The following is a 21514-nucleotide window of genomic DNA, read 5'->3' as shown; positions in this document are numbered from 1 at the left end:
GCGGGCCTATTCATCCAATGATCAGACTGTTCGCGGCCGCAAAGCGGCGCGATCCTCACATTCATGGAGCAACCATGTCCAATCTTCTTCCCAGGGCTCGGACCTATGCCCTTCGCGGCGCGCCGCCGTTCCACCTCCAGCAGCGTGTTGGCCTTGCCGTGCTCAGCCTTCTTCTTCTCTTGGCCTGCATTCCCGCCGCCCTCGCGCATGAATTCAAGGTCGGAGACCTCGAGATCGAGCACCCCTGGTCGCGGGCGGCGCCGCCCGGCGCCAAGGTGGCCGGCGGCTATTTCACCGTGGTCAACAAGGGCAGCGCGCCGGACCGGCTGCTGTCGATTTCCTCCGACATCTCCGACAAGGCCGAACTGCATGAGATGGGCGTCAAGGACGGCGTCATGACCATGCGGCCGGTCGAGGGCGGGCTGGAGATCCCGGCCGGCGGCAAGGTCGCGTTGAAGCCGGGCGCCTATCACCTGATGTTCACCGGGCTGAAGCGGCAGCCGAAGCAGGGCGAGAAATTCCCGGCGACGCTGACCTTCGAGAAGGCCGGCAGCGTGAAAGTCGAGTTTGCCGTCGAAGGCATGGGCGAGACGGGCAGTGGCGATATGGACATGGACCACGCTGAGTAATCCGCCAATTCGAAATCAGAGGGACAATTCATGAAGACATATCTTTTTGCCGGCGCGCTGTTCGCGCTCGGGACCAATGCCGCGCTCGCCCACATCACGCTCGAAACGCAGGAAGCGGCTGTCGGCTCCACCTACAAGGCGGTCTTGCGGGTGCCGCATGGCTGCGAGGGCAAGGCGACGACCGCCGTGCGCGTGCAGATGCCCGAAGGCGTGATCTCGGTGAAGCCGATGCCCAAGCCGGGCTGGACGCTGCAGACCAAGAAGGGCAAGTACGAGAAATCCTACCAGCTCTATGGCGAGACGCTGACCACCGGCGTCAAGGAAGTGGACTGGAGCGGCGGCAATTTGCCCGACGAGTTCTATGACGAGTTCGTTTTCCGCGCCTCGCTGGCGGCCGATCTGCCGGCCGGCCAGATGCTCTATTTCCCGGTGGTGCAGGAATGCGGCGACGCCACCAACCGCTGGATCGAGATCCCCGCGGCGGGCCAGGATGAGGACGCCTTGGAAACTCCGGCGCCCGGCATCAAACTGCTGCCGAAGAAATGATCTCTGTCGGCGCGCTCCATCGGGCGCGCCACCATTTCCTGTCATGATCGCATGAACGCAGCACAGCCTTCGTCGACGAACCGGACCGCGGGCCGACATATCGGCCTGCTTGCCTGGCTGTTCGTTTCGCTCGTGGCTATATCGGTGTTGGCGCTGCCCAGTCGTGCCTTCGCGCATGCGGCGTTGGTCGCGACCGATCCGTCCGACGGCGCCGTGCTGACGCAAAGCCCCGCGCAATTTTCGCTGAGCTTCAGCGAGCCCGTCTCGCCACTGGTTCTGACGCTTGTGCGGCCGGACGGCTCGCAGCTTGCGCTGACATCCTTCCGTCTCAACGACCAGACGGTCGAGATCGACAATCCCGAAACGCTCAAACCCGGCACGCATGTGCTGAGTTGGCGGGTGGTGTCGGTCGACGGTCATCCTGTCGGTGGCTCGGCGCTGTTTTCCATAGGCGCGCCAAGCGCCGCGCCGGTGGCGGGCGAAGCCGTCGACTGGACGCTGCGCGCGGCGATCTGGGCGGCCAGGCTGTTAGTCTATGCCGGCCTCTTCCTCGGCGTCGGCGGCGCGTTCGCGCTCGCCTGGCTGGCCGAGGACCGGCGCCGCGGCCAACGCTTTGTCGCCTTGGCACTGCTTTTCGGCCTGGTCGGCGCGCCGTTGTCGCTCGGCCTGCAGGGATTGGATGGGCTTGGCGCCCCGCTCGCCCGGTTTGCGACACCAGCCGTCTGGAAGACCGCGCTGGGGACGAGCTTCGTCTGGACGGTGCTGATCGGCTTGATCGTGCTTGGTCTCGCGCTGCTTTCGCTTTCCGGACCTTCGGCTCTTCGCAAGCTGTCGGCAGGCGCGGCGCTGCTCTGCGTCGGCGGCGCCCTTGCCGCGAGCGGCCACGCAAGTGCGGCTGAACCGCAATGGCTGACGCGGCCACTGGTGTTCCTGCATGGCGCGGCAATCGCGTTCTGGGCCGGTTCGCTGACGCCGCTCGGCCTGGCATTGCGGCGGCAGCCGGCGGAAGCGAAAGCCTTTCTGCGCCGCTTCTCCCGCGCGATCCTGCCGGTCGTCATCCTGCTTGCCGCAAGCGGCATCGTGCTGGCGATCATCCAGGTGCAGCAGCCGGCAGCATTGATCGACACGTCCTATGGCCGGCTGCTGCTCTTGAAGCTGGCTCTGCTGCTCTTCCTGTTCACGCTTGCAGCGGTCAATCGTTGGACGCTGACGGCGCCCGCCGAGGCCGGCGACACTGAGGTGCAGCGGCGGCTGGCGCGCTCCATCCGCATCGAGGTGGTCATCGTGCTTGCCATCTTCGGCGTCGCCGCCGGCTGGCGCTTCACCCCGCCGCCGCGCGCGCTGGCGATCGCCGCCGCGCAGCCGGTGTCGATCCACATCCACACGGTGAAGGCGATGGCCGATCTCAGCATCACGCCCGGCCATGCCGGCGAGGTCGCCGCTTCGATGATGATCATGACCGGCGATTTCGGACTGCTCGATGCCAAGGCGGTGACGCTGGTGCTGTCGAAGCCGGATTCCGGTATCGAGCCGATCAAGCGGCCAGCGACCAAGCCGGGCGACGGAACATGGCGCGTCGACAACCTCGTCATCCCGCTGCCCGGCCGCTGGAATGCGCGGCTCGACATCCTCGTCTCGGACTTCGAGGTGGTGAAGATCGAGGCTCCCATGGAGATCAGGGCGCAATAACCAACCTGCCGACACAATTCGGCGAGACGGTTGACGCCGCCGCCAAGGCCCGTCATTCATCTGGGAAAGGCGTTCTCCAGGACACAGCCTTCAACAAGCATCCGAACGCAGGGAAGAAACGATGGAAAAAGCCGAAATCGGCCTGATCGGCCTTGGCACGATGGGCTCCAACCTGGCGCTCAACATCGCCGAGCACGGGCACCGCATCGCCGTCTTCAACCGCACGCCGTCGCGCACCGACGCCTTTATCGAGAGCGCCGGTTCGCTGAAGGACATGGTCGTTCCCTGCTACAGCCTGGAGGAGCTCGCCGCGGCGATCCGGCCGCCGCGGCCGATCATCATCATGGTGCTGGCCGGCAAGCCGGTCGACGAGCAGATCGCGGCCCTGCGCGGCGTGCTGTCGGCCAACGACATCGTCATCGATGCCGGCAACGCCAATTTCCGCGACACGATGCGCCGCTTCTCGGAATTGTCCGGCTCGGGCCTGACCTTCATCGGCATGGGCGTTTCGGGCGGCGAGGAGGGCGCGCGCCACGGGCCGTCGATCATGGTCGGCGGCACTGAGGAGTCCTGGAAGCGCGTCGAGAAGGTGCTGACCGCGATCTCGGCCAAGTTCAAGGATGAGCCTTGCGCCGCCTGGCTCGGCACCGACGGCGCCGGCCATTTCGTGAAAACCATCCACAACGGCATCGAGTATGCCGACATGCAGATGATCGCCGAGATCTACGGCATCCTGCGCGACGGGCTCGACATGGCGCCAAAGGAAATCGGCAAGGTCTTCGACGGCTGGAACAAGGGTCGGCTCAACTCCTACCTGATCGAGATCACCGCCAAGGTGCTGGCCGCCGACGATCCCAAGACCGGCAAGCCGGTGGTCGATATCATCCTCGATCGCGCCGGACAGAAGGGCACCGGCAAATGGTCGGTCATCGAAGCGCAGCAGCTCGGCATTCCAGCGACGGCGATCGAGGCGGCGGTCGCGGCGCGCGTTCTGTCGTCGATCAAGGACGAGCGGCAGGCAGCCGAGAAGGCCTACGGCAATATCGGTGTCGAGAAGATTGCCGGCGACAGGGCGGCGTTGCTCAAGGATCTCGAACTGGCATTGTTCGCCGGCAAGATCGCGGCTTACGCGCAAGGCTTCGCCGTGATGAGCGGCGCCTCGAAGGAATTCAACTGGAACCTGCCGATGCCGACCATCGCCAAGATCTGGCGCGCCGGCTGCATCATCCGCTCGCAGATGCTGGACACGATGGCCGAGGCGTTCGGTTCAGGCAGCGCTTCCACCAACCTGCTGATGGCGCCGGCCTTCATCGCCTTGATGAAGGAGGCGCATCCGTCGCTCAGGCGCATCGTGGCGCGTGCCTCCGAGGCCGGGTCGCCGGTGCCGGCACTGTCGTCGGCGCTTGCCTATTTCGACAGCTACCGGCAGGGGCGCGGCACGTCGAACCTGATCCAGGCGCAGCGCGATTTCTTCGGCGCGCACGGCTTCGAGCGTATCGGCGAGCAGGGGGCGTTTCATGGCCCGTGGGGCAGCGGCGCGGGGCATTAACCCCGATAGGGCAGAACCTCGCTCGGCGTACTCAGCGATTGCAGCGAGCCGGGGTCGGCGCCGCCGATCCAGCCGAGCACCGCGCGGGCGAGCTCGGAGCCGGCCAGCCGGAAGTTTTCGTTGACGACCAGCAGTTCGTGCCGGAACAGATGCAGCAGCTCCGACGATTGTTTCGACACCACGTCGACGTCGCGGCCGAGTTTCAGCCCGGCGTCCTCGATGCCGGCCACGATGGCGAGCGTCGCTGCGGCGGCGCTGCTGACGAAGCCGTCCGGCCGGTCCTTGCGACGCATCAATTGCGCTGTGCGCATCCTGATCTGTTCGATCGACTGGTCGATGGAGACGGTGTTGAACGGCACCTCGCTAACGCCCGCCTCGCTCAGCGCATCGGCAAAGCCGTTCACCGTATGGCCGTAATAGGTGAGGCCGACCGGCGGCGTCACAAGGGCAAGCCGGTTGCGGCCCCGGCTGGCGAGATAGCGCACGGCTTCGCCGGCAAAGGCGTAATTGTCGAAGTCGTGATAGGGATGCACCAGCCCCATGTCGGTGCGGCCATGCGTGGCGAAGGGAATGCCGCGCTCCAGCATGTAGCGCGCCCGCGGATCGTTGGGCTGGGTGCGCGAGATGATGACGCCGTCGGCAGAGCCCGTCTCGACCAGATAGCGCACCGGATCCAGCGGATCCTGCGAGCGCGAATAGGGCGTGACGATCAGGTGGTAGGGCGTGTCGGCGATCACCTCGGTGACGCCGTAGATGATGTCGGAGACGAAGCTCATCAGCTCGTGCTCGGTGTTCAGCACAAGCGAGATGACGTTGGTCTTGCCTGTTCTCAGCCTGACGCCGGCGCGGTTCGGGCGGTAGCCGATCTGCTTGGCGACGAGCTGGACGCGACGCCTGGTCTCGGCGCCGATCTCGGGTGCATCCTTCAGCGCGCGCGAGACCGTCGTGACGCCGAGCCCGGTCATGAAGGCAAGCGTCTTCAGCGTCGGCCGTTCCTTGCCCGACGCGGCGTCGTCGCCCTTCTTCGTTATCCGTCTATCCATTCGTCCCGCCCGTCAGGCGCATAGCAGCCGCAGGGCCGACCGGCAATCGTGCGGCGGTGACATTTGCGCGACCTTCAGCTTGTGGCTCGGTTCAATATACTGAAACGTTACAGATTGCCAATCTTCGTGATCGACCGGCAAGGTCGTGCCACTTTGCGTCGCGGGTGCGGCGATGAACCGAAAGTCGCTGGAATCACAAGGAAATATCGATCCAGGCCTACTTTTGCCACCAATCGACTGTTCCGGCGCCGGCATTGCCGCTTCGGAAGAAAGATTTTGTTCGTGCCTCGAAAAAATCCTGATTGGCTTCAAGGCGAGGGGTTGCCTATGCGGATCATTTGCCGTATCGAAAATCTGTAACGTTTCAGATTCTGGGAGGAAGCCGAAATGCGATACAAATTCCTGACTGCCGCCTTTGCCGCGACGGTTGCGCTCAACTTCGCCGGTCCGGCGGCCGCGACCGACCTGGAAGTCACCCATTGGTGGACTTCCGGCGGCGAGGCGGCGGCGGTGGCCGAGCTTGCCAAGGCGTTCGACGCGACAGGCAATCACTGGGTCGACGGCGCCATTGCAGGCTCCGGCGGCACGGCCCGGCCGATCATGATCAGCCGCATCACCGGCGGCGACCCGATGGGCGCCACCCAGTTCAACCACGGCCGGCAGGCGGAGGAACTGGTGCAGGCCGGGCTGATGCGCGACCTCACCGATATCGCCACCAAGGACAAGTGGACGGAAATCGTGCGGCCGAAGAGCCTGCTCGATAGCTGCACCATCGACGGCAAGATCTATTGCGTGCCGGTCAACATCCATTCCTGGCAGTGGCTATGGCTGTCCAACGAGGCCTTCCAGAAGGCCGGCCTGCCGCTGCCGAAGGACTGGAATGAATTCGTGGCGGATGCGCCGGCGCTGGAAAAGGCCGGCATCATTCCGCTCGCGGTCGGCGGACAGGCCTGGCAGGCCTCCGGCGCCTTCGACGTGCTGATGGCCGCTGTCGGCGGCACCGACACGTTCCTCAAGGTCTACAAGGACAAGGACGCCACCTTCGCGGCCGGCCCGGAGATCGCCAAGGTGTTCAAGGCGGCGGACGATGCCCGCAAGATGGCCAAGAACACCAACGTGCAGGACTGGAACCAGGCGACCAATCTGGTCATCACCGGCAAGGCCGGCGGCCAGATCATGGGCGACTGGGCGCAGGGCGAGTTCCAGGTCGCCGGCAAGACCGCCGGCAAGGACTATACCTGCCTGCCCGGCCTCGGCCTGAACGAAGTCATCGCCACCGGCGGCGACGCCTTCTACTTCCCGCTGCTCAAGGACGAGGCGAAGGCGAAGGCGCAGGTGGTGCTTGCCGAGACCTTGCTCGATCCGAAGACCCAGGTCGCCTTCAACCTCAAGAAGGGTTCGCTGCCGGTGCGCGGCGACGTCGACCTCAATACGGCGAACGACTGCATGAAGAAGGGCCTCGCCATCCTCGCCAAGGGCGCCGTCATGCCGTGGACGGACCAACTGCTTTCGCAGGACACCCAGAAGCAGAAGGAAGACCTGTTCTCCGAATTCTTCGCCAAGCCCGACATGACAATCGAAGAAGCACAGAAGCGCTTCGCCGAGATCATCGGCTCGGCGGACTGACGACCGGCGCCCCCGCCGGCTTCCGACCCCAGCCTATCGGGGTCGGGAGCTCGATGTCCTCATTGCCCGGCCGGCCGAGATGAGCAGCAGCGAACGCCCGAGTAAGCTTTTCCGCAACCTGAACGCCAAGGTCGCATCGATCCCGATGGTGCTCACCGCGCTGGTGGTGTTCGTCGGCGGCACGGCGTGGACAGTGCTCTACTCCTTCACCAATTCGAAGCTGTTGCCGCGGCTCAACTTCGTCGGGCTCGACCAGTATCACCGGCTGTGGTCGACATCGCGTTGGCTGGTGTCGATCGAGAACCTTTTGATCTACGGCGTGATCTCGCTGGTGTTCTCGCTGGTCATCGGCTTCCTGCTTGCCGCCCTTCTCGACCAGAAGATCCGCTTCGAGGACACGTTCCGCACCATCTTCCTCTATCCCTTCGCGCTGTCCTTCATCGTCACCGGGCTGGTATGGCAGTGGCTGCTCAATCCGGATTTCGGCGTCCAACGCGTCGTGCGCGACCTCGGCTGGACGAGCTTCAGCTTCGATCCGCTCTACAATTCCAGCATCGTCATCTACGGCATTTCGATCGCGGCGCTCTGGCAAGGCACGGGCTTGATCATGTGCCTGATGCTCGCCGGACTGCGCGGCATCGACGAGGACATCTGGAAGGCGGCGAGGGTGGACGGCATTCCGGCCTGGAAGACCTATCTCTTCATCGTCATCCCGATGATGCGGCCGGTCTTCATCACCACGCTGGTGATCATCGCCGCCGGCATCGTCAAGGTCTATGACCTGGTCGTGGCGCAGACCAGCGGCGGCCCCGGCATCGCCTCCGAAGTGCCGGCGAAATATGTCTACGACTACATGTTCTTCGCCCAGAATCTCGGCCAGGGTTTCGCCGCCTCGACCATGATGCTGTTGTCGGTGGTGATCGTCATCGTGCCATGGGCCTATCTCGAATTCGGAGGCAAGAAGCGTGGCTGACGTCGCCTCCCCGTCCACCGGTGCCGAAGCGCTCGGGCGCAATGCCACCGGCCCGAGCGGGCCCAAGCCGCGGCACGTGCTGTCGCGCCGCAATATCTTCCTTTATGGCACGCTGATCGTCGTGGCGCTCTATTACCTTTTGCCGCTCTACGTGATGATCGTCACGTCGCTGAAGGGCATGCCGGAAATCCGCCTCGGCAACATCTTCTCGCCGCCGGTGGAAATCACCTTCGAACCCTGGGTGAAAGCCTGGGCGACAGCGTGCACCGGGCTCAACTGCGACGGGCTTTCGCGCGGTTTCTGGAATTCGGTGCGCATCACCGTGCCGTCGGTGATCCTGTCGATCGCGATCGCCTCGGTGAACGGCTATGCCCTGGCCAACTGGCGCTTCAAGGGCGCCGACACCTTCTTCATCATCCTGATCGTCGGCGCCTTCATCCCTTACCAGGTGATGATCTATCCGATCGTCATTATCCTGCGCGAGATCGGCATTTACGGCACGCTGACCGGCCTGGTGATCGTGCATTCGATCTTCGGCATGCCGATCCTGACGCTGCTTTTCCGCAACTATTTCACTTCGATGCCGGAGGAGCTGTTCCGCGCCGCGCGCGTCGACGGCGCCGGTTTCTGGGGCATCTATCTGCGCATCATGCTGCCGATGTCGCTGCCGATCTTCGTGGTCGCCATCATCCTGCAGGTGACCGGCATCTGGAACGACTTCCTGTTCGGTGTCGTCTACACGCGCCCCGACACCTATCCGATGACGGTGCAGCTCAACAACATCGTCAACTCGGTGCAGGGCGTGAAGGAATACAACGTCAACATGGCCGCGACCATCCTGACCGGGCTGGTTCCGCTCATCGTCTACTTCATTTCCGGCAAGCTCTTCGTGCGCGGCATCGCCGCCGGCGCGGTGAAAGGATGATGATGGCCGCTGAAATCGCCAATCCCAGCGTTTCGATCCAGGACCTTTCGCTCAATTTCGGTGCCGTCTCGGTGCTGCAGACGCTCAACCTGGATGTCGCCGACGGCGAATTCATCGTGCTGCTCGGGCCGTCCGGCTGCGGCAAGTCGACCTTGCTCAACTGCATCGCCGGGCTGCTCGACATTTCCGACGGGCGCATCTTCATCAAGGGCAAGAACGTCACCTGGGAAGAGCCGAAGGACCGCGGCATCGGCATGGTGTTCCAGTCCTATGCGCTCTACCCGCAGATGACGGTGGAGAGGAACCTTTCCTTCGGCCTGCGCGTCGCCGGCGTGGCGAAGGACGAGATCGCCAAGCGCATCGCGCGCGCCGCCGAGATCCTGCAGATCGAGCCGCTGCTGCAGCGCAAGCCTTCGGCGCTGTCCGGCGGCCAGCGCCAGCGCGTGGCGATAGGGCGCGCACTAGTGCGCGACGTCGACGTCTTCCTGTTCGACGAGCCGCTCTCCAATCTCGATGCCAAGCTGCGTTCGGAGTTGCGCGTCGAGATCAAGCTTTTGCACCGCCGCTTGCAGAACACGATGATCTACGTCACCCACGACCAGATCGAGGCGATGACGCTGGCCGACCGGATCGCGGTGATGAAGGGCGGCGTGATCCAGCAGCTCGACGCGCCGCAGACGATCTACAACCGCCCCGTCAACCGCTTCGTTGCCGGCTTCCTCGGCTCGCCGGCGATGAATTTCATCGACGGCCGGCTGGAGAAGGACGGCGGCGACTGGCACTTTGCCGTCGAGGATCTGCGCATTCCGCTTGCGACCTATTCCTTCGAGAAGGAGCCGGCGCCGGGCCCTGCTGTGTTCGGCATCCGGCCCGAGCATGTCGCCTTCAACAGCGGCACGGGCTGGCCTTTCACCGCGACGGCCAATGTGGAGGTCGTCGAGCCGATGGGCTCCGACACGCTGGTGTGGCTGAAGCTCGGCCGGCAGAACTTCACCGTGCGCGTCACCTCCGAACGCACGCCGAAGAACGGGGATGCGGTCGGCATCGGCTTCGATCCGCTGCGCGCCTCGCTCTTCGACGCTCAAACCGGCAACCGAATTTAACTCCCCAGGACCAACAGAACGGACAGGACAGATGAACTGGTCATTCCAACTCTACAGCGCCCGCAATTTCCAGCCATGGAACCGCGTGGTGAAAATGCTCGGCGAGCTCGGCTACAGCCGAGTCGAGGGCTTCGGCGGCGTCTATGACGACCCGAAAGCGTTCCGCGCCGAGCTCGACAGGAACGGGCTTGCGATGCCGACCGGGCATTTCTCGATCGACGCGCTGGAAAGCGATTTCGACGGCGTGCGCAAAACCGCCGACGCGCTCGGCATCACGCTCCTGATCTGCCCCTATCTGATGCCCGATCAGCGCCCGTCCGATGCCGTCGGCTGGCGCGGCTTCGGCGAACGTCTCGCCAAGGTCGGCGAGGTGGCAAAGAAGGCCGGCTACGGCTTTGCTTGGCACAACCATGATTTCGAGTTCAAGCCGCTTGCCGACGGCTCGCTGCCGCAGGACCATATCCTGTCCGCCGCACCCGACATCGGCTGGGAGATGGACGTCGCCTGGGTGATCCGCGGCGGCGCCGATCCGCTGCCCTGGATTGAAAAGCACGGTAGGCGCATCGTCGCCGTGCACGTCAAGGACATGGCGAAGCCAGGCGAGGGGTTGGACGAGGACGGCTGGTCCGACGTCGGCCACGGCACGATCGACTGGGCGGGCCTGTTCAAGACATTGCGCGCCAAGAGCGCGGCGCAGTATTTCATCATGGAGCAGGACAACCCCAACGACATCGAGCGCTATGCCCGCCGCTCCATCGCGGCAGCCAAGAGCTGGCAGGAGTGATCGAAATGGCAGAAAAACTTGGCGTCGGCGTCGTCGGCTGCGGCAACATCTCGAAGGCGTATTTCTCGCTGTCGCCGCTGTTTCGCGGCATCAAGATGCTCGCCTGCGCGGATATCAACATGGATGCGGCGAAAGCGCGGGCAAAGGAGTTCAAGCTGCGTGCCGAGACGGTCAACGACCTGCTCAAGGACGACGAGATCGACATCATCGTCAACCTCACGGTTCCGGCGGTACACTACGAAGTCTCCAAAGCGGTGCTCGACGCCGGCAAGCATGTCTATTCGGAAAAGCCGTTCGTGCTGTCGATCGGGGAAGGGCTCGATCTCAAGAAACGGGCCGAGAAGAGGGGCCTGCGCATCGGTTCGGCGCCAGACACGTTCCTCGGCGGCGCGCACCAACTGGTCCGCGATCTGATCGACAGCGGCAAGCTCGGCGCAATCACCAGCGGCACCTGCCATGTGATGGGCCACGGCATGGAGCACTGGCACCCCAACCCGGATTTCTTCTTCCAGCCGGGCGCCGGTCCGGTGCTGGATATCGGGCCGTATTATGTCACCAACCTGATCCAACTGATCGGGCCGGTGAAACAGGTGGCGGCCTTCGCGACGACGCCGGCCAAGGAGCGTACGATTTCGTCGAAGCCGCGTGCGGGCGAAAAGATCCCGGTGAACACGCCGACCACCATCCATGCGCTGCTTGAATTCGCCAATGGCGCGGTGATCACGCTCAACACCAGCTGGGACGTCTGGAGCCATGGCCACGCGCCGATGGAGCTCTACGGTGAATTGGGCACCGTCTTCGTGCCGGACCCGAATTTCTTCGGCGGCGAGGTGCGCTTCACCGACTCGGCCAAGCCGGTGAAGAAACTGCCGAAATGGAACCATCCGTTCGGCGTGCCGAACGAGATGCATGGCCATGGCATGATGGCGAACTACCGCACCGCCGGCCTGGCCGACATGGCGGTCGCGATTGCCGAAGGACGGCCGCATCGCTGCTCGATGGAGATGGCGCTGCACGCGGTCGATGTCATGACCGGCATCCTGCGTTCCGGCGAAAGCGGCAAGTACGTCGCCATGCAGACGACCTGTGAGCGGCCCGCCGCGCTCGGCGTCAAGAACGCCAAGGCGCTGCTGGCGAAGAAAAAGTAGGTGGCGACCCTCTCCCCGTCCCGGCGGGGAGAGGGTAATGGTGGGGGACAAGCATCGATTCAATCCGCCATGACGGCGCCCGCGGCGCCGCTTCGACCCCGAGGATTTCCCATGCCCTATGTCGCTGCCGAGAACCGCTACCAGAAGATGATCTATAATCGCTGCGGGCGGTCCGGCCTGAAGCTGCCGGCGATCTCGCTCGGGCTGTGGCACAATTTTGGCAACGACACGCCGCACAAGACCAAGCAGGCGCTCGTGCGCAAGGCCTTCGACCTCGGCATCACCCATTTCGACCTCGCCAACAATTACGGCCCGCCTCCCGGCTCGGCGGAAACCGCGTTCGGCGAGATCCTGCGCACCGATTTCGCCGCCTATCGCGACGAGATCATCATCTCGACCAAAGCCGGCTACGAGATGTGGGCCGGTCCCTACGGCGAATGGGGCAGCCGCAAATATGTGCTGGCCAGCCTCGACCAGAGCCTCAAGCGCATGGGGCTCGACTATGTCGACATCTTCTATTCGCACCGTTTCGATCCCGAGACGCCGCTCGAGGAAACGATGGGCGCGCTCGACCACGCGGTGCGCTCGGGCAAGGCGCTCTATGCCGGCATCTCCTCCTACAATTCGCAGCGCACGCGCGAGGCGGCCGACATATTGCGGCAGCTCGGCACGCCATGCCTGATCCACCAGCCGAGCTATTCGATGCTCAACCGCTGGGTCGAGGAGGACGGGCTGCTCGACACGCTGGAGGGGCTCGGCATCGGCTCGATCGTGTTCTCGCCGCTGGCGCAGGGCATGCTGACCGACAAATATCTCGGCGGCATTCCCGACGGCAGCCGCGCATCCCAAGGCAAATCGCTCAAGCCCGCCTTCATCAATGACCAGTCGATCGCCAACATCCAGGCGCTCAACGCCATTGCCGGCCGCCGCGGCCAGACGCTGGCGCAGATGGCGCTGGCCTGGGTGCTGCGCAAGGGCCGCGTGACCACGGCGCTGATCGGCGCCAGCCGGCCGGAACAGGTCGAGGATTGCGTCGGCGCGCTCAAGGCGCTCGAGTTCTCCGATGCCGAGTTGGCCGAGATCGACACTTACGCGCGCGAGTCCGACATCAACCTTTGGGCGGCTTCCGCCGAACGCAAGGGACCGCCGCGCAAGTAGCGGTTAGCCGGCGAACCATCGCCATCGCGTCGTGTCGGAGGGGGCGCGCTTCGGAAACAGTGGCAAAATCACTCGTTCGTCGCTATCTCAGAGGAAATTGAAGTCGTTCGCATGCGAGATCTGCTGCGAGCGTCGATTGGGCGAACAAGATGACGGCAAGAGATGCGCTAACCAAGAACCAGCTCTGCGTGCTCGAGAAGCTCGAGGCGTCCAGCGGGCCGCTCAGCGCCTATACGCTGCTCGACCAGCTGCGCGAGCGCGGTTTCCGGGCGCCGCTGCAGGTCTATCGGGCGCTCGACACGCTGGTGAAGTCCGGCTTCGTGCATCGGCTCGAAAGCCTCAACTCCTTCGTCGCCTGCGCCGAGCCGCACGACCACAGCCATTCGATGACGGCCTTCGCCATTTGCGACAATTGCGGCCAGGTGACCGAAATGTCCGACCACGATGTCGATCACCGGCTTGACGAATGGGTGCGCTCGACCGGATTTGCGGCGAAAAAAGCAGTGATCGAGTTTCGCGGGGTGTGTGCCAAATGCAGGGCTGAAGCGGCGTAAGAACGCCGATATTCAGGTGAGGTCGGCCTGCAAATGGCGGCTCCCTGCGCTTCCGGTGCTCACGTACTTTAAGTACGCTCCGCTCCGGTTCTCGGGACCCACCATTTTCGACTCGACCTGACCTGAATCTCGACGCTCTTACAGCGTGGGGTAGCGCCTAATGCGCCTCGTCCCAGTTGTTCGCCGCTCGTGCGTCGACGTGCAGCGGCACCGACATCGACACCGCCGGCATCGGCGCGTTCTCCATCACGCGGCGCACCACCGGGATCGTCGCCTCGACCTCCGAGTCCACCGTCTCGAAGATCAGTTCGTCATGCACCTGCAACAGCATGCGGGCGGAGAGTTTCGCCTTGTCCAGCGCCTCTTCCATATGCACCATGGCACGGCGGATGATGTCGGCCGCGGTGCCCTGGAGCCTGGCGTTGATCGACGCGCGCTCGTTGAAGGCGCGCACCGACGGGTTGGACGACCTTATCTCCGGATAGTGGATGCGGCGGCCGAAGATGGTCTCGACGAAACCGTTTTCCCGCGCATAGGCCTTGGTTTCCTCGATATAGTCGCGAATGCCCGGGAAGCGCTCGAAATAGCGCTTGATATAGGCGCTCGCCTCTTCGCGCGGGATCGACAGCTGGTTGGCGAGACCGAAGGCCGAGATGCCGTAGATGATGCCGAAATTGATCGCCTTGGCGCGCCGGCGCACCTCCGAAGGCATGCCTTCGACCGGCACGTTGAACATTTCCGATGCGGTGATGGCATGGATGTCGGCGCCGTCGGCGAAAGCCTGCTTGAGCTGCGGGATTTCGGCAACATGGGCAAGCACGCGCAATTCGATCTGGCTGTAGTCGGCCGAGACCAGCTTGTGGCCTTTCTCCGCAATGAAGGCGGTCCTGATCTTGCGGCCTTCGGCGGTGCGCACCGGGATGTTCTGCAGATTGGGATCGGAGGACGACAGACGCCCCGTCGTCGTCGCGGCGAGCGCATAGGAGGTATGGACGCGGTTGGTGCCGGGGTTGATGAAGCCGGGCAGCGCGTCGGTATAGGTCGATTTCAGCTTCGTGAGCTGGCGCCAGTCGACGATCTTGCGCGGCAGCTCGTGGCCTTCGGTGGCAAGGTCTTCCAGAAGCTGCGCCGAGGTCGACCACTGGCCGGTCTTGGTCTTGGAACCGCCCGGCAGGCCCATCTTGCCGAACAGGATATCGCCGAGCTGCTTCGGCGAGCCGATGTTGATGCGTTCGCCGACGATTCCGTAGATTTCCTCCTCGACGCGGGCGGCGCCCTGCGCCAATTCGCCCGACAGTCGCGACAGGATTTGGCGGTCGACCGAGATGCCGCGCTGTTCCATCCGGGCAAGCACCGGCACCAGCGGCCGCTCCAGTCGCTCGTAGACGGAAACGAGGCCCTTGGCGGCCAACCTCGGCTTCAGCACCAGCCAGAGCTGCAACGCAATGTCGGCCTGCTCGGCGGCGTATCTCGTCGCGCGCTCGATATCGACTTGGTCGAAGCCGATGGCGCTCTTGCCCGAGCCGGCGAGTTCCTTCTTCGAGGCCGGCGCGTGACCGAGCCACTTCTCCGACAGCGAGACGAGGTCGTGACCGCCGGAGGTGCCCGCGTCAAGCACGTAGGAGATCAACATCGTGTCGTCGAACGGCCCGACCTCGATGCCGTGCCGGCCCATCACGACGATGTCGTATTTCGTGTCCTGGACGATCTTGAGAACCGACCGGTCCTCGAGCAACGGCTTGAGCAGCGCCAGCGCCTCGCGGACCGGGATCTGGTTCTCCAGCATGCCGCCGCCGAGCAGGTCGCCATTGCCGCTCTTGTGGGCGAGCGGCACATAGACAGCCCGGCCCGGCGCGATCGCCATGGAAATGCCGATAAGGTCGGCCTGCATCGGATCGGACGAGCTGGTCTCGGCGTCGAGCGCAAGGACGCCGGCGTCGCGGGCTTCGGCTATCCAGGCCTTGAGCGCCGCCGCATCGCGGATGGCGGTATAGGCCGAGGGGTCGATCTTGCGGGCCGCCGCCTGTTCGAGCCGCAGCGCCGAGAGCAGCGAAGGGGTGTCGCCCTGCGGCGGCGCGTCCTCGCCCCCTGTGGCAGGTTTCGCGGTACCCTTCGATTCAGGTGCCGGCTGTCTCGATGGCGCGCCGGCGCCGACATCGGGGCCATGCGCGGTATCGGCGCGCTCGACGGTGACGGCGGAAGCCTGGACATCGCCGATCTCGGTGGCGGTCGCCTCGGCGACGCGCCGCGTCAGCGTGGTGAATTCCATCGTCTTCAGGAAGCCGATCAGCTTCGGCCCGTCCGGCTCATGCAGGACCAAATCGTCCAGTCCCTCCTTCAGGGGCACGTCGTTCCTCAGCGTCACCAGCTCGCGCGAGATGCGCGCCTTGTCGGTATTGGCGATGATGGTTTCGCGGCGCTTGTCCTGCTTGATCTCGGAAGCGCGCGCCAGCAGCCCGTCGAGGTCGCCGAACTGTTCCAGCAGCTGCGCCGCGGTCTTCGGGCCGATGCCGGGCACGCCCGGCACGTTGTCGACCGAATCGCCGGTCAGCGCCTGCAGGTCGATCATCTTCTCCGGCGGCACGCCCCATTTCTCGATCACCTCGGGAATGCCGATCTGGCGGTCTTTCATCGGGTCGTACATGCCGACCGTCGGACCGACCAGTTGCATCAGGTCCTTGTCGGAGGAGATGATGGTGGTGTCGGCGCCGACCTCGCAGGCCAACCGGCAATAGGTCGCGATGATGTCGTCGGCCTCGAACCCCTCCATCTCGATGCAGGGCAGGTTGAAGGCCACGGTCGCCTGGCGGATCAGCCCGAATTGCGGGATCAGGTCCTCCGGCGGCGCCGAGCGGTTCGCCTTGTATTCGGGATAGAGATCGCTGCGGAAGGTTTTCGAGGAATAGTCGAAGATGACGGCGAAATGCGTCGGCACGATGCCTACACTGGTGTTGCGGGCATCCTGCATCAGCTTCCACACCATGTTGCAGAAGCCGAGCACGGCGCTGGTCGGCAGGCCGTCGGATTTGCGGTTCAGCGGCGGCAGCGCGTGATAGGCGCGGAAAATGTAGCCGGAGCCGTCGACGAGGAAGAGGTGATCGCCTTTTTTCATGCCGGCAGGGATAGCGCGGCCAGCCTTCGCGGTCCATGCCAAAGGCTGTGCAACCTGCCAGTTCGGGCAACACCCCTGACAGATACTGTCCTTGCGGGAATCCACTGCTCACGGGCATGTTACAAAAGTGTAATTTTCGTGCCCTTGAATCGCCACGTTCACAGACCCAAATACATCTCATCGGCAGTTTTCGCCGAAGTCCGGAGTAAGGCCCGTCCCCCGCCTATCCCGGGCAACTTGCGGCAGCCTATCCCCCCTCTCCGGGCTGCCGCATCGTTTCGAGTAAAGACCGCCGTGGTTCCCCCTCCACCACGGCGGTTCTTTTTTGCCTCCAGGCAAGCCTTTCCCGCTTGGTCCAACGATCGCGGCTTTTCGTTTTCCGCATCGCCCTTTAGGGTCTGCCGCAAAAATCGAAAGGCCCCCCAAATGTCCAAACTCTCCCCCGTCCTCGACCGTCTCGACCAGAACCTTGACCAGAGCCTGGAACGGCTGTTCGGCCTGCTCGGCATCAAGTCGATCTCCACCGATCCCGCCTTTGCCGCCGACTGCCGCAAGGGGGCCGAATGGCTGGTGGCCGAACTCAAGCTGATCGGCTTCGACGCAAGCGTGCGCGACACGCCCGGACATCCGATGGTGGTGGCGCATCACGAGGGGCCGGCAGGCGCGCCGCATGTGCTGTTCTACGGCCACTACGACGTCCAGCCGGTCGATCCGATCGAATTGTGGGAAACCGATCCGTTCGCGCCGTCGATCAAGGAGATCGAGCCTGGACGCAAAGTGATCACCGGACGCGGCTCGGCCGACGACAAGGGGCAACTGATGACCTTCGTCGAGGCCTGCCGCGCCTGGAAGCAGGTGCACGGCAATCTGCCGTGCCGCGTCACCATCCTGTTCGAGGGCGAGGAAGAATCCGGCTCGCCGTCGCTGAAGCCGTTCCTGGAAGCCAACGCCGCCGAGTTGAAGGCGGATTTCGCGCTGGTCTGCGACACCAGCATGTGGAATCGCGAGACGCCGTCGATCTGCGTGTCGCTGCGCGGCATGGTCGGCGAGGAGATCACCGTCAAGGCAGCCAACCGCGACCTGCATTCGGGTCTCTATGGCGGGCCGGCCGCCAATCCGATCCGCATCCTGGCCAAGGTGCTGGCCGACGTCCACGACAAGGACGGCCATGTCACCATTCCGGGCTTCTATGACGGCGTCGAGGAGACGCCCTCGCAGGTGCTGAAATCCTGGGAAGGGCTCGGCGAAACGGCCGAGACCTTCCTTGGACCGGTCGGACTTTCCATTCCGGCCGGCGAAAAAGGGCGCTCGGTGCTCGAGCTCACCTGGGCGCGGCCGACCGCGGAATTCAACGGCATCATCGGCGGCTATACCGGCAGGGGCTTCAAGACGGTGATCGCGGCGGAAGCGTCGGCGAAAGTGTCGTTCCGGCTCGTTCACAGGCAGGATCCGAAGAAGATCCGCGCCGCCTTCCAGGCCTTTGTGCGCGAGCGCATCCCCGGCGACTGCTCGGTAGAATTCCACCCGCATGGCGGCTCGCCGGCGATCCAGCTTTCCTATGACTCACCGTTCCTGACCAAAGCCAAGGACGCGCTGTCGGACGAGTGGGAGAGGCAGGCCGTGACCACCGGCGGCGGCGGCTCGATCCCGGTGGTGGGCGATTTCCAGACCTATCTCGGCATGGAATCGCTGCTGGTCGGCTTCGGCCTCGACGACGACCGCATCCACTCGCCGAACGAGAAATACGAGCTGACCTCCTTCCACAAGGGGCAGCGGTCCTGGGCGCGCATTCTCGACGCGCTGACCCGCTAAGGCGCGGTTTCACGAAAGACGTGACATTCAACTTTTTGTTGATTTTTCTCCGGATCGCGGCGAGGACGGGTTAAGCCGACCCGGAGAAGAGAATGACCGCCGACATCCGTTTCCACAAAAACGATCTGCCTGACCTGTCGCGCTACAATGTCGGCGCGGTGGCCATCGACACGGAAACTCTGGGGCTCAACCCGCATCGCGACCGGCTCTGCGTGGTGCAGATTTCGCCCGGCGACGGCAGCGCCGACGTCATCCAGATCGCTCCAGGCCAGAAAGAGGCGCCGAACCTCGCCAGCCTGCTCGAGAATCGCGCGATCACCAAGCTGTTCCATTACGGCCGCTTCGACATAGCCGTGCTCTATCATACATTCGGCGTGATGGCGGAACCGGTGTTCTGCACCAAGATCGCCTCGCGGCTCACCCGCACCTATACCGATCGTCACGGGCTGAAGGATCTCTGCAACGAACTGCTCGGCATCGGCCTTTCCAAGGCGCAGCAATCCTCCGACTGGGCGGCCGAAACGCTCTCGCCCGAACAGCTCGAATATGCCGCCTCGGACGTGCTCTACCTGCACAGGCTGCATGAGGTGCTGGGCGCGCGCCTGGCGCGCGAAAACCGCACCAAGGAGGCGGACGCCTGCTTCCGTTTCCTGCCGACGCGCGCCAAGCTCGACCTGATGGGCTGGGCCGAGGAAGACATCTTCGCGCATAGCTGACGGAACCCGGCGCGTCGAAAGGACGTTGGGGCCGGTTCGTGGAGGGAGTGAGATGGCAGAGCGCAAACCGATAGAAAGCGCGCCGAAGGACGGCTCGAAGGTCACCATCCTGTGGAAAGACAGCGACGGCGTCGTCAATGAATCCATCGGTCAGTATCGCGACGGCGGCTGGTGGATCTACACCGACAGCGACACGCAAAAGAAGGTCGATCCGACGAGCTGGCGCCCAGCATCAAATGACGACGACTAGTAGGCTGCGTGCAGGCTTCAAGGCGGGTCTCGACCGAAACAAGGGGGCGCAATGAGGCAGAACACGCTCTATCTCATCATCGGGGCGCTGATCGCGGTGGTCATCGCGCTTGGTATCTATGTCTATCGCGAGCAGACCAGGCCGAAAGGCGTCGAGCTCAAGATCGACGACAAGGGCATTTCGATCCAGCAGAATTGACCATGGTGGCCAGCCGGGAGACCGGCGCCGTGAGGGGCTAGGCCGGCTTTGCGAGACGACATTGCGCCGGGGGGATTTCGGCCGGAGATACAGGGGCTGCGCGGGCTCGCCGTAGCCTTTGTGGTGATCTTCCATATCTGGCCGGCAGCACTTCCCGGCGGCTATGTCGGGGTCGACATCTTCTTCGTCATGAGGCCAATTAATCGCGACGCGCTTTAGGGATTTTCAAAGGGCTGCATAAGTCCTGGTTTGATCCACCTCTAAGTTAGGCGGTTGCTTTCATTATACTCGATTACTGTGAATGCTCTGGAGACGCATCTAGGCTTGCGCTTTGGGAAAGTATAATCTGTCTCATCAATTTCGGCGGGTGCGAGCATGGAAATCGTGACTATGATCAACCGGCCGGCGGTTGAATGGAGCTTTGCTGACTTCGAGACTGTAGCCAAAAGGGCATTGCCAGAATCGCTCACCCTTGAATTTAAAGGAGATTTCGAAGCTGGCGCGGACGAGCGTTGGCGCAAGAGCCAAGATCAAATTTCTGCTAGAAGCCGCGATCGGTTGGCCGAGGAGATAGTTGCCTTTGCAAATGCCTACGGGGGCGTTTTGCTGCTGGGCATCAAGGAAGAAGTCAACGGCGATGGGATCAAGGTTTCGGCCGGCTTGGGTTCCGTCATTCCTTCGGTGTCGCAGTGCGCGGAGAGGCTTGAGAGCAGTCTGCGTGCCGTCATAGACCCTCCGCTTCCTTTGCTTGAGGTCAAGGCCATTAAGGCAACGGAGGACGGGGCTGGCTATATAGTCTTTAAGGTCCCGCAATCGCTTTCGGCGCCGCATGGAGTGGGACGACCCGCCGCCGGCTATGTTCGGCGAGGTTCTTCGTGCGAACCGATGACCATGCGTGATTTGCAATCTGTCTTTTGGGAGGCTCGAACCGCAATCGATCGGGTGAATGAGACCTTCAGGATCAGGCGAGAATTGTTTGCGAGAGACCTGGTAGATCGCTTCCTGGCACCGTCCTTCCCGAGCCACGTTCTTTTTCGCGCTACCGTTGTGCCGGGCCGGCATTTTCAAATCCCGCATCTGCCTTCCATTTTCGGCCGGCGGACGTTTCAGTCCAGCCATATCCCCTTTCAATCGGCGCAGCCGCTGGCCCTAACGTTCGGCGGTCCGATTTGGCGCCCAATGGCGGGCGGTGTCACGGCGCGTGAGGGAGACAATACAGAGTTCAGACAACTGAGCGTTTCGAGCGATGGCACTTGGAATCTAATGTGTCGACATATTGCAATACGGGAACGTCATTACCCCGGCTGGTATTCCGTCGGGGCACTTTGGTTGTTGTACAACGCGATGCGTTTTCGGCGGCACATAGGTCGCGTCGAAGTCCCTCTTTTTATGGAAGCCGAAATTCTTGGATCAAAGGATGGAGAGGTTGTGTTCGTCACCGAATTTGATGGTGAAGTGAAAGCGCCGATCAGTCCAGCTTGCACCGACCGGCTGGAACTTGGTCGAGATGGCGAGTTCGACGATGTGGCCCAGCTGTTTGCGGAACAGATCGGCTGGGCGTGCGGCCTCGACATCGACTGTTCTGACATGCGGCTTGGGCCGAACCTTAGCCTCAACTGTGACTAGGCGGTGGTGACGATTTAACTATTTGAGCCAGATGGCGATAGCGGCGAGTTTGACGAAGCCCATGAAGTTGGCG

The 21514-nt window shown here is 63.4% G+C and carries 19 protein-coding genes; 17 read left to right on the top strand and 2 right to left on the bottom strand.

What is annotated here, in order from left to right:
- The first annotated feature begins 74 nt into the window (after positions 1-74).
- The 4 genes from FJ424_RS19880 to gndA are packed head-to-tail and all read left to right on the top strand — an operon-like array spanning position 75 to position 4413.
- Complete coding sequence (locus tag FJ424_RS19880) at positions 75-629, top strand: copper chaperone PCu(A)C (RefSeq protein ID WP_140654445.1); 555 nt, start codon at positions 75-77, stop codon at positions 627-629.
- 30 nt (positions 630-659) lie between these two features.
- Positions 660-1175, top strand: coding sequence for a YcnI family protein (locus FJ424_RS19875; RefSeq protein ID WP_140654447.1), 516 nt, complete (start codon positions 660-662; stop codon positions 1173-1175).
- 51 nt (positions 1176-1226) lie between these two features.
- Positions 1227-2864, top strand: coding sequence for a copper resistance CopC/CopD family protein (locus tag FJ424_RS19870; RefSeq protein ID WP_140654449.1), 1638 nt, complete (start codon positions 1227-1229; stop codon positions 2862-2864).
- Between the two features lie 58 nt (positions 2865-2922).
- Positions 2923-4413, top strand: a complete 1491-nt coding sequence (gene gndA, locus FJ424_RS19865; protein ID WP_281405441.1) for an NADP-dependent phosphogluconate dehydrogenase — start codon at positions 2923-2925, stop codon at positions 4411-4413.
- On the opposite strand, the gene FJ424_RS19860 is transcribed toward gndA, so the two are convergent.
- A complete protein-coding gene (locus tag FJ424_RS19860; protein ID WP_140654453.1) occupies positions 4410-5456 on the bottom strand; it encodes a LacI family transcriptional regulator in 1047 nt (348 codons plus the stop codon). The two genes, gndA and FJ424_RS19860, sit on opposite strands and share 4 nt — an antisense overlap.
- 387 nt (positions 5457-5843) lie before the next feature.
- Between FJ424_RS19860 and FJ424_RS19855 the strand changes: the two genes are divergently transcribed.
- The 8 genes from FJ424_RS19855 (at position 5844) to FJ424_RS19820 (ending at position 13727) form a co-directional block, all read left to right on the top strand.
- Positions 5844-7082, top strand: a complete 1239-nt coding sequence (locus FJ424_RS19855) for an ABC transporter substrate-binding protein (RefSeq protein ID WP_140654454.1) — start codon at positions 5844-5846, stop codon at positions 7080-7082.
- 79 nt (positions 7083-7161) lie between these two features.
- The gene (locus tag FJ424_RS19850) at positions 7162-8055 is read left to right on the top strand and encodes a sugar ABC transporter permease (protein WP_140644603.1); all 894 of its coding nucleotides are present in this window, start codon (positions 7162-7164) and stop codon (positions 8053-8055) included.
- Complete coding sequence (locus FJ424_RS19845) at positions 8048-8980, top strand: carbohydrate ABC transporter permease (protein ID WP_140654456.1); 933 nt, start codon at positions 8048-8050, stop codon at positions 8978-8980. Before FJ424_RS19850 ends, FJ424_RS19845 begins: the two co-directional genes overlap by 8 nt.
- Before the next feature lie 2 nt (positions 8981-8982).
- Positions 8983-10083, top strand: coding sequence for a sn-glycerol-3-phosphate ABC transporter ATP-binding protein UgpC (gene ugpC, locus FJ424_RS19840; protein ID WP_140654475.1), 1101 nt, complete (start codon positions 8983-8985; stop codon positions 10081-10083).
- Between the two features lie 31 nt (positions 10084-10114).
- Entirely contained in the window at positions 10115-10867 is a 753-nt protein-coding gene (locus tag FJ424_RS19835; RefSeq protein WP_140654458.1) for a sugar phosphate isomerase/epimerase, read from the top strand.
- A gap of 5 nt (positions 10868-10872) precedes the next feature.
- Positions 10873-12015 (top strand): Gfo/Idh/MocA family oxidoreductase, encoded by a 1143-nt coding sequence (locus FJ424_RS19830; protein WP_140654460.1) that lies wholly within the window; start codon positions 10873-10875, stop codon positions 12013-12015.
- 111 nt (positions 12016-12126) lie between these two features.
- Positions 12127-13173, top strand: coding sequence for an L-glyceraldehyde 3-phosphate reductase (mgrA, locus tag FJ424_RS19825; RefSeq protein WP_140654461.1), 1047 nt, complete (start codon positions 12127-12129; stop codon positions 13171-13173).
- A gap of 149 nt (positions 13174-13322) precedes the next feature.
- Positions 13323-13727: a Fur family transcriptional regulator gene (locus FJ424_RS19820; RefSeq protein ID WP_041003614.1), complete on the top strand. Its 405-nt coding sequence runs from the start codon at positions 13323-13325 to the stop codon at positions 13725-13727.
- Between the two features lie 157 nt (positions 13728-13884).
- Here FJ424_RS19820 and polA read toward each other — a convergent pair whose 3' ends face one another.
- On the bottom strand, positions 13885-16839 hold the full coding sequence (gene polA / locus FJ424_RS19815) for a DNA polymerase I (protein WP_181182055.1): 2955 nt from the start codon (positions 16837-16839) through the stop codon (positions 13885-13887).
- A gap of 426 nt (positions 16840-17265) precedes the next feature.
- Here polA and FJ424_RS19810 point away from each other — a divergent pair, with 426 nt between their 5' ends.
- The 5 genes from FJ424_RS19810 (at position 17266) to FJ424_RS19790 (ending at position 21441) form a co-directional block, all read left to right on the top strand.
- Positions 17266-18651 carry a M20/M25/M40 family metallo-hydrolase gene (locus FJ424_RS19810; protein ID WP_140644597.1) on the top strand — a complete coding sequence of 462 codons (1386 nt, stop codon included), beginning with the start codon at positions 17266-17268 and terminating at the stop codon, positions 18649-18651.
- Between the two features lie 92 nt (positions 18652-18743).
- A complete protein-coding gene (locus FJ424_RS19805) occupies positions 18744-19367 on the top strand; it encodes a ribonuclease D (RefSeq protein ID WP_140654465.1) in 624 nt (207 codons plus the stop codon).
- Positions 19368-19419: 52 nt separating this feature from the next.
- Positions 19420-19617: a hypothetical protein gene (locus FJ424_RS19800; RefSeq protein WP_140654466.1), complete on the top strand. Its 198-nt coding sequence runs from the start codon at positions 19420-19422 to the stop codon at positions 19615-19617.
- A gap of 51 nt (positions 19618-19668) precedes the next feature.
- Positions 19669-19815 (top strand): hypothetical protein, encoded by a 147-nt coding sequence (locus FJ424_RS19795; RefSeq protein ID WP_112096623.1) that lies wholly within the window; start codon positions 19669-19671, stop codon positions 19813-19815.
- Positions 19816-20190: 375 nt separating this feature from the next.
- Positions 20191-21441, top strand: coding sequence for an ATP-binding protein (locus FJ424_RS19790; RefSeq protein ID WP_140654468.1), 1251 nt, complete (start codon positions 20191-20193; stop codon positions 21439-21441).
- Positions 21442-21514: the final 73 nt, after the last annotated feature.

This window comes from Mesorhizobium sp. B3-1-8 (genome assembly GCF_006439495.1).
GTDB lineage: Bacteria > Pseudomonadota > Alphaproteobacteria > Rhizobiales > Rhizobiaceae > Mesorhizobium.
The sequence above is the reverse complement of the archived record's forward strand: the minus strand, read 5'-3'. Positions and strand labels throughout refer to the sequence as shown.

Bases quoted from the DNA above. Each gene is read 5' to 3' on its own strand.
- FJ424_RS19880 (WP_140654445.1), top strand. From the start codon at position 75: ATGTCCAATCTTCTTCCCAGGGCTCGGACCTATGCCCTTCGCGGCGCG.
- FJ424_RS19855 (WP_140654454.1), top strand. From the start codon at position 5,844: ATGCGATACAAATTCCTGACTGCCGCCTTTGCCGCGACGGTTGCGCTC.
- FJ424_RS19790 (WP_140654468.1), top strand. From the start codon at position 20,191: ATGGAAATCGTGACTATGATCAACCGGCCGGCGGTTGAATGGAGCTTT.
- FJ424_RS19870 (WP_140654449.1), top strand. From the start codon at position 1,227: ATGAACGCAGCACAGCCTTCGTCGACGAACCGGACCGCGGGCCGACAT.
- FJ424_RS19860 (WP_140654453.1), bottom strand. From the start codon at position 5,456: ATGGATAGACGGATAACGAAGAAGGGCGACGACGCCGCGTCGGGCAAG.
- ugpC (WP_140654475.1), top strand. From the start codon at position 8,983: ATGGCCGCTGAAATCGCCAATCCCAGCGTTTCGATCCAGGACCTTTCG.
- FJ424_RS19850 (WP_140644603.1), top strand. From the start codon at position 7,162: ATGAGCAGCAGCGAACGCCCGAGTAAGCTTTTCCGCAACCTGAACGCC.
- FJ424_RS19795 (WP_112096623.1), top strand. From the start codon at position 19,669: ATGAGGCAGAACACGCTCTATCTCATCATCGGGGCGCTGATCGCGGTG.
- FJ424_RS19835 (WP_140654458.1), top strand. From the start codon at position 10,115: ATGAACTGGTCATTCCAACTCTACAGCGCCCGCAATTTCCAGCCATGG.
- polA (WP_181182055.1), bottom strand. From the start codon at position 16,839: ATGAAAAAAGGCGATCACCTCTTCCTCGTCGACGGCTCCGGCTACATT.
- FJ424_RS19800 (WP_140654466.1), top strand. From the start codon at position 19,420: ATGGCAGAGCGCAAACCGATAGAAAGCGCGCCGAAGGACGGCTCGAAG.
- FJ424_RS19805 (WP_140654465.1), top strand. From the start codon at position 18,744: ATGACCGCCGACATCCGTTTCCACAAAAACGATCTGCCTGACCTGTCG.
- FJ424_RS19820 (WP_041003614.1), top strand. From the start codon at position 13,323: ATGACGGCAAGAGATGCGCTAACCAAGAACCAGCTCTGCGTGCTCGAG.
- FJ424_RS19830 (WP_140654460.1), top strand. From the start codon at position 10,873: ATGGCAGAAAAACTTGGCGTCGGCGTCGTCGGCTGCGGCAACATCTCG.
- FJ424_RS19875 (WP_140654447.1), top strand. From the start codon at position 660: ATGAAGACATATCTTTTTGCCGGCGCGCTGTTCGCGCTCGGGACCAAT.
- FJ424_RS19810 (WP_140644597.1), top strand. From the start codon at position 17,266: ATGTCCAAACTCTCCCCCGTCCTCGACCGTCTCGACCAGAACCTTGAC.
- mgrA (WP_140654461.1), top strand. From the start codon at position 12,127: ATGCCCTATGTCGCTGCCGAGAACCGCTACCAGAAGATGATCTATAAT.